The organism is Patescibacteria group bacterium (assembly GCA_041645165.1).
Classification (GTDB): Bacteria; Patescibacteriota; Patescibacteriia; order 2-02-FULL-49-11; family 2-02-FULL-49-11; genus 2-02-FULL-49-11.
Genome location: JBAZQN010000031.1, coordinates 1 through 6,000, shown reverse-complemented (window position 1 = coordinate 6,000; position 6,000 = coordinate 1). Strand labels below are relative to the sequence as shown.

Here is a 6,000-nt window from a genome sequence, read left to right as displayed (position 1 = left end):
GAGGATCCTGACCGTCGTCGTGGACAACGAATATTCTCTGCACTGCTCCCGCTGCGGTCGACATGGGACGAGGAGGATGGTCCCAAACCAGGTGGACCTGCTCCGCTCCGCGGCGAACGGCAGATGAATCAAACCGGCAGGAAGCTCCCCCTGGAGCTCCTGCCGCCTTTTTTTATAAAATAAAAAGGGCGAACTTTTGGTTCACCCTTGACACCCCAGGCCTCCGCGCGTACATCAGTGCTAGTCGCGTCCGTCCGGAATCAGCGACTCCGGAAACACGATATCCACGATGCGGCAAAGACACTCCTTGGGCCCTTCGTTGAGCAAAGTGTCCGCCCCCGAAAGCAGACACCGCAGCACATCCCGGACCTGGCGGTCAGTGTAATAAACGGCCGTCAAGGAAAGCCAAGCCAACTTCCACCCGATTTCAGACATCGTCTGTCCTCCTTCTGTCATCAATCTAATTTATAAATAACAATTTGTCAATAAAAAAACTGCTCGCCTCTTCCTTGAGAACGAGCAGTAACGGATCAGCCCTCCTTGCCGACCCGCGTCGCTTATCAGTAGCAGTCTACCTCAACCGTGGCCCGCCAGTTGCGGTACTTGACGCCGTTGTCGCCGTCTCGCACTACTTCGAGGTTGACGTCCGAGGGGACTTCGCCGTCGTTGAAGGTCCATGTGTTAGCGAAATAACCCCATGGAGTCGTGATAGTACACGTAGCTTGCTGAACCTCGCATCGGAAAGCCCTAGTCAGACGATAGTTGGTTGCACTCGTATGCACGTTCAGGGCTATTTCAGCGTCGTTCCAGCAAGAGTTGGCATAGTAAGCATACTCAACCGCCGCCGTGACTCGAGTCCGCGCCATGCCGGAAAACCAGGTTGGGTCCAGAGCAGCGGTCTGCACCACGCCGATGCTCGGCGAGTCGCAACAGATACCATCTATTGTGCAGCCGACTTCGTAGGTGGTGGCGACATTGGCAACGGTGCGCGGCGCGATCACGTCGGTTGATCTGTCGCAGTCGTTGTCCAGCCCGTCGCAGATTTCCATCGTGCCGGGATAAACCGCGGCGTTACCGTCGTTGCAGTCATCGCCGCAACCGGCGGGCGTGCCGAGATAGCCGTCGCCGTCTGCGTCACGGCAGCAATCTTCGTCAGTCAAGTCGTCGCAGTCGTTGTCCAGCCCGTCGCCACAGACTTCTATATGGCCTTCATTTACCTCCGAATTACCGACATCGCAATCTCCGCACGAAACAGACCAACCATCCCCATCGCTATCGGGTTCGACCCCCACATGATCAGAAGAAATACAGGGATAGAGCACAGATCGACAAGTACCTAAGTGCAGACAACCGTTGCTTGCTGTTCCAAAGTAGCTGTACCAAATGTGAGGATTGACTCCAAAGGGACCACCACAATGTGCCCCCAGGGCGCTACAATCAATTGGTGGGCAATCGAGATCCTCTTCACTCCGGGTGAGACTCTCGTTTCCTTCTTCGTCACATACACAGCATGGTCCGCAGTGCATGCCCTCTGAGGAACAGTTGCTCCAAAGTCCACCAGCACCCTGGGACTGCGTGCCCTCACAGGCAAGAGTCCTCCCGCAGGATCTTACCAGTTCAACCGGACGACAGGCGTTCTCGTCCGGTCTCTCTCCCGAATTGACACGGTCACAGTAAGAGTAGGCGGGGCAAGGGGAGCCGTCTGCGTCGCACAGAAGAAAACAATGGTAATCACCAAGACCCATTCCGCATGTTGAGCCCGCGCGGCACGGATACATCCACCCGGGGAAGCCGCAATCGGTCGTGCAGTAGCCTGCCGGGAATAGGTCACTCCTCAAGCAGTGCATGTCCGGCTCACAATCCTCATCAGAGCCGCAAGGGTGTCCAACAGGAGAACAACCTTCATCGATTACGCCATCACAGTTATCATCCCAACCGTTGCATAGCTCTGGCGCGTCCGGATGCACAGATGGACCCACCGGAAAATCGTCGCCGCAATCGGGGCCACATCCCGTTGGCGTACCAAGATAGCCGTCGCCGTCATGATCAAGGCAACAGCCTTCATCGATTGTGCCGTCGCAGTCGTTGTCCACGCCGTCGCAAGTCTCGTCGACCGGAACGCACTCGGGCTCGCAACCTTCGTCCGTCTCGTCGTCGCAGTCGTTGTCCACGCCGTCGCAAGTCTCGTCGACCGGCTCAACTACGCCAATGCAATCGGACCAATAAGTCCTGTCCGTACGAGGAGGGCCAGTGGAATCTATGGTACACGTCTGGATACCGATACTGCACTCTCCGACATCAGTACCGCACAACTGTGTGATCCCCGGCGGAGAGCAGGGGCAAGTGTCCCCATATACTCCTTCATCGGTGGTACCGTCGCAGTCGTTATCCCGACCGTCGCAGTAGTCCGCAGCACCCGTGTTCCTCTCCATGCGCGGCTGTACCCCACCACTAACCTCAACGCAGGTACAGCAGTCGCCACAGGAGCGGTCGAGCGAAGAACACTCGGCCCACGTTTTCGTTTCCGCGTTACAGCGCTGCTCACCCTCGCAGGGCCAAACCCCGCAGGGACGGCTGTCGTCCCACTTGCACTCCGCTTCATCCCCGCAGCCGGAGAAAAAAAGAGCGCAAACCAGGGCCCCGAACACCTTCCACATCATTTGCCTTGCCTCCTTCACGACTACCAGCCGTGAACCTACCTAACATGTGGCTTTTACTGTCAAAGAACCACCTCCAACAGCAATCCTATACCTGTAACATAGTCCATTGGTAAAAACTGTCAAGCCGTTAAAGCATGACGTTAACTGTACAATACCTTGACAAAATTAAAATATTGTGATAAATTTTATAATCGTTTCTGCGCCATCGAAGACAAAGGAGAAATACGATGGAAAACGAACTCTTCGAAGAGCTCTATGAAGCGTTGGAGAAAGCCCAAGACTACGAAAGAGCATGGGCCCTCGTAAAAAAAATCGATGATGCAGGAACTCGCGTCAAGGTTTTTTTGACGATCGCGGCTAAGTTGGGAAAGATGCCTGACCTGGCTGCCGTTCTTGCCTCGGCGGAAGGAATTCGAGACGAGGGGGAGCGCTCCGTTGCCTATCTGCACATCACCCAAGCACTTGTGACTCTCGACTTGCTAAGCGATGCTCGAACGGCCGCTGACAAATGCTCAAGTGGATACGATCGCACTGTAGCGTACGCGTCCATAATGACCCGCCTCCGCCGCGGGCAGGAAGATGCGTGCTGGGTTGTTCGCACGGGTGAACAGTCTCCGATCGAAAAATTAGCCGGCGATGTGTTCACGACTTTCCTGAGAATATGTCTCGCAGCCGTACAACAGATCAACGAGAACGATCGATTCGGACTGCGCGACGGCGCATACAAAATTCTCGCAGAAGCTCTTGTGAAAAGTCACAACTTGGGCGCTGCGCGAGTTGTAGCCGAGAAAATACAGGATCTCGGAGATCGTGTCGCCGTGGAGACACTAATCATTGACGCAATTAAGAGGGGGTAAGTTGCTAAGCTAGTTTCGACCAGCAGTCTGAATGCTGTCGAGACTGGCTTTTTTTAATACAATTAATTAAAATCTACCAAGACAAAAAACTAACGCCCTTAAGCGTTAGTTTTTACGAAAATTTTAAATCTATAATCTTAAATCTACTATCTCACAATTCCCCTACCCTCGGCCGCGGGATCGCCATCAAGATTAGAAGTTAAGGCGTCGGTGACTTTTGTAATTATCCCGCCGGTTGATTTATCCGTGGCAGTCAGATTTGTTCCTAAAAGCAAAGTCAAAAGTTTGCCTTTTTCCACCGCAGTCGGCGTAACCGTCACTTCAAAATTTATTCCCAAACTTTGAATATCAAGTGGCATCCGATTCAATGTCCACGCTACTTCGCGGGTCGCCTCGTTAAATTTTAATTCTCCAGCCGTAATCTCATATTTGTTTGACCAATTAATATTCTCTGGTAAAACCGTGCTCACACGCAAATTTTCTATTTCATGTAAAGAATTCGTCACCGTCCAAAAAATCCGATAAGCCGTAACCTCTCCGACCCTGGGCGGCTGAGGCCCGCTACCCACGGCGATATTATCGTCATTAAAATATCGTGCCTCCGTTTGAAATCCGAGATTAGTATTAACTTTAAGATTAATTGTGTTGCTGAAAATTGTTTCCTCCCCGGTCTCCGAACCCATTTTCCCGATTTTTACCGCGACTAAACTTTTAATCTCAAAATCTTTAGTATCCCAACCCTGAAATTCAGAGAACGGTTTTAGTTTGATCTGAAAATTAATCATCCCCTCCGCGCCCGGCGCGAGTTTAGCGAGAGCGGGAATCTGCCGCTTTGTCCAGGTGATTGTCCCCTGGCGAACCTCCGGAGAAAGTTGGGTGCCGAGCACCACGCCGTCTTCATCATCTTTCAATGTAGCCCAATCTAAAATCATTTTATTATTGCGCGAAGTCGACTCAAACACCATTTTTATTTCAATCTCGGACAAATCCGCTTTGTCTTTATTTTGATAAGCAATAGAATAATTTAAGGTATCACCAAAATTTATTGTCCGATCCTTGGAGTCGCCGTTCGCGACAAGCGTCACGGCCATCGCCCCGGCCAAAACGTTTGTTTTAAAAATGTTTTCTTTCTGTAAATAAAATTTATCGCCGGAAAAAAAACCTATCTCTGCCTTAATTTCTTTTTCACCCTCCACCGCTTCGCCAAATGATCCGTGAAATTCTATTTCCTTTTCTTCGGACGGTAAAATTTCCACTAAATCCCAACTTAACACTCCTGCCTCGTCCGCTTTTTCTTTAAAAGAAAAACCCTGCGGCGCGGGAACAGAAACTCTCACGTTCTGAAGCGGAATCGCGGCGGTATTTTTATATTTAATCTTAAATAGCGCCTCACTCTTAGTTAAAATTCTTGACGGTCCGGAAAGTTCTAAATCTAAGACAGAGCGATCTATCTTCATCACGGCTGTCGCAACTTTTTGAAATTCAGAATTAAAATCAGCCGGCTTATAAGTTAAAACTGCCTGAAACGCTTCTAAATTATCAATTGCTCCGCGGAGAACTCCCCTAACTTTTATTTCTCCCTCTTTCCCGGCGGACAAACTCCCCAACCGCCATAAATTATCTCCTTCAGAAGGAGCGGGAACTGTTTCGGATAAAACAAAGGTCTCCGGCATTTTGGCCTGAATCTCGGCCCGGCCAAGCGGCACACCCTCACCATTTTTATATTTTATAGTGTATTCAACCATATCTCCCCCGGCCACCGTTGTGGGCGTAATAATTTCCAAAGTTACTTTATCTCCGCTAAAATTTCTACCCTGACCAAAAAAGAAAAATCCAGCCCAGGAAAGCGCGGCTAAAAAAGCGAAAAAAGCTACCAGACCGATTAAAGTCCTTTTAGCTCGGCTCTTCTTTTTATGATAAATTTTCGACATATCTGGAATTTCTCCGTTTTGATCTTTATAAATCTCAAACAATTCTTTTTCAATAATCTTTTTGTCCCGCGTCTGGATTTTTGACCCGACGGAACTAACTTTATTTTTATTTTTTTTATTTTCAAACATTTTTACCTCTTTGGCCGGCGGTAGTTCTACCCTCTTTTCCGCGGCTTCAATCATTTTTACATTTTTTCCATCATTTTTTTCTATTGCCCCTTTCGCGGCGCTAACCTTTTTGCTTCTACTTTTTTTTATTTTCGCTTCTGGCATAAAATATTTTAATTTAATTTTCTAATCAATTAAAAAACCAAATGAGTAAAATTTGTCAGAATCCAACGACGCTTCCATAATAACTCGCGACATTTCTGCTTTTGTTCCCTGACCGTAAAGCGACGTTATTTCCCAGTCACTCGGGAAATCGACTTGACCAACTAAATTATTTTTTGAACCGGATTGTTTTTGCACCAATAACTGATAGGGGGCAACATTTTTTTCTTTACCATTCTCACCCCAAAGACCTGCCCACCACCCCTCGGTTTCCTCAACAAG

At 49.4% G+C, this 6,000-nt stretch carries 5 protein-coding genes; 2 read left to right on the top strand and 3 right to left on the bottom strand.

The genetic code is table 11. The features are described 5' to 3' along the window. The coding region (locus WC659_07135) for a hypothetical protein (protein MFA4873669.1) at window positions 1–183 on the top strand (183 nt) is incomplete at its 5' end. A gap of 377 nt (window positions 184–560) precedes the next feature. Here the strand turns inward: WC659_07135 and WC659_07130 are convergent. Continuing rightward, window positions 561–1,322, bottom strand: a complete 762-nt coding sequence (locus WC659_07130) for a putative metal-binding motif-containing protein (protein MFA4873668.1) — start codon at window positions 1,320–1,322, stop codon at window positions 561–563. 1,682 nt (window positions 1,323–3,004) lie between these two features. On the opposite strand from WC659_07130, the gene WC659_07125 reads away from it, so the two are divergent. Beyond that, window positions 3,005–3,517 (top strand): hypothetical protein, encoded by a 513-nt coding sequence (locus WC659_07125; protein ID MFA4873667.1) that lies wholly within the window; start codon window positions 3,005–3,007, stop codon window positions 3,515–3,517. A 146-nt stretch (window positions 3,518–3,663) separates the two neighbouring features. Here the strand turns inward: WC659_07125 and WC659_07120 are convergent, their stop codons facing one another. Together WC659_07120 and WC659_07115 are read right to left on the bottom strand one after the other, a co-directional pair. Next, window positions 3,664–5,721 (bottom strand): hypothetical protein, encoded by a 2,058-nt coding sequence (locus WC659_07120; GenBank protein MFA4873666.1) that lies wholly within the window; start codon window positions 5,719–5,721, stop codon window positions 3,664–3,666. Between the two features lie 21 nt (window positions 5,722–5,742). Further along, window positions 5,743–6,000, bottom strand: a 258-nt coding sequence (locus tag WC659_07115; protein ID MFA4873665.1) for a hypothetical protein, incomplete at its 5' end; no start/stop codon positions are given.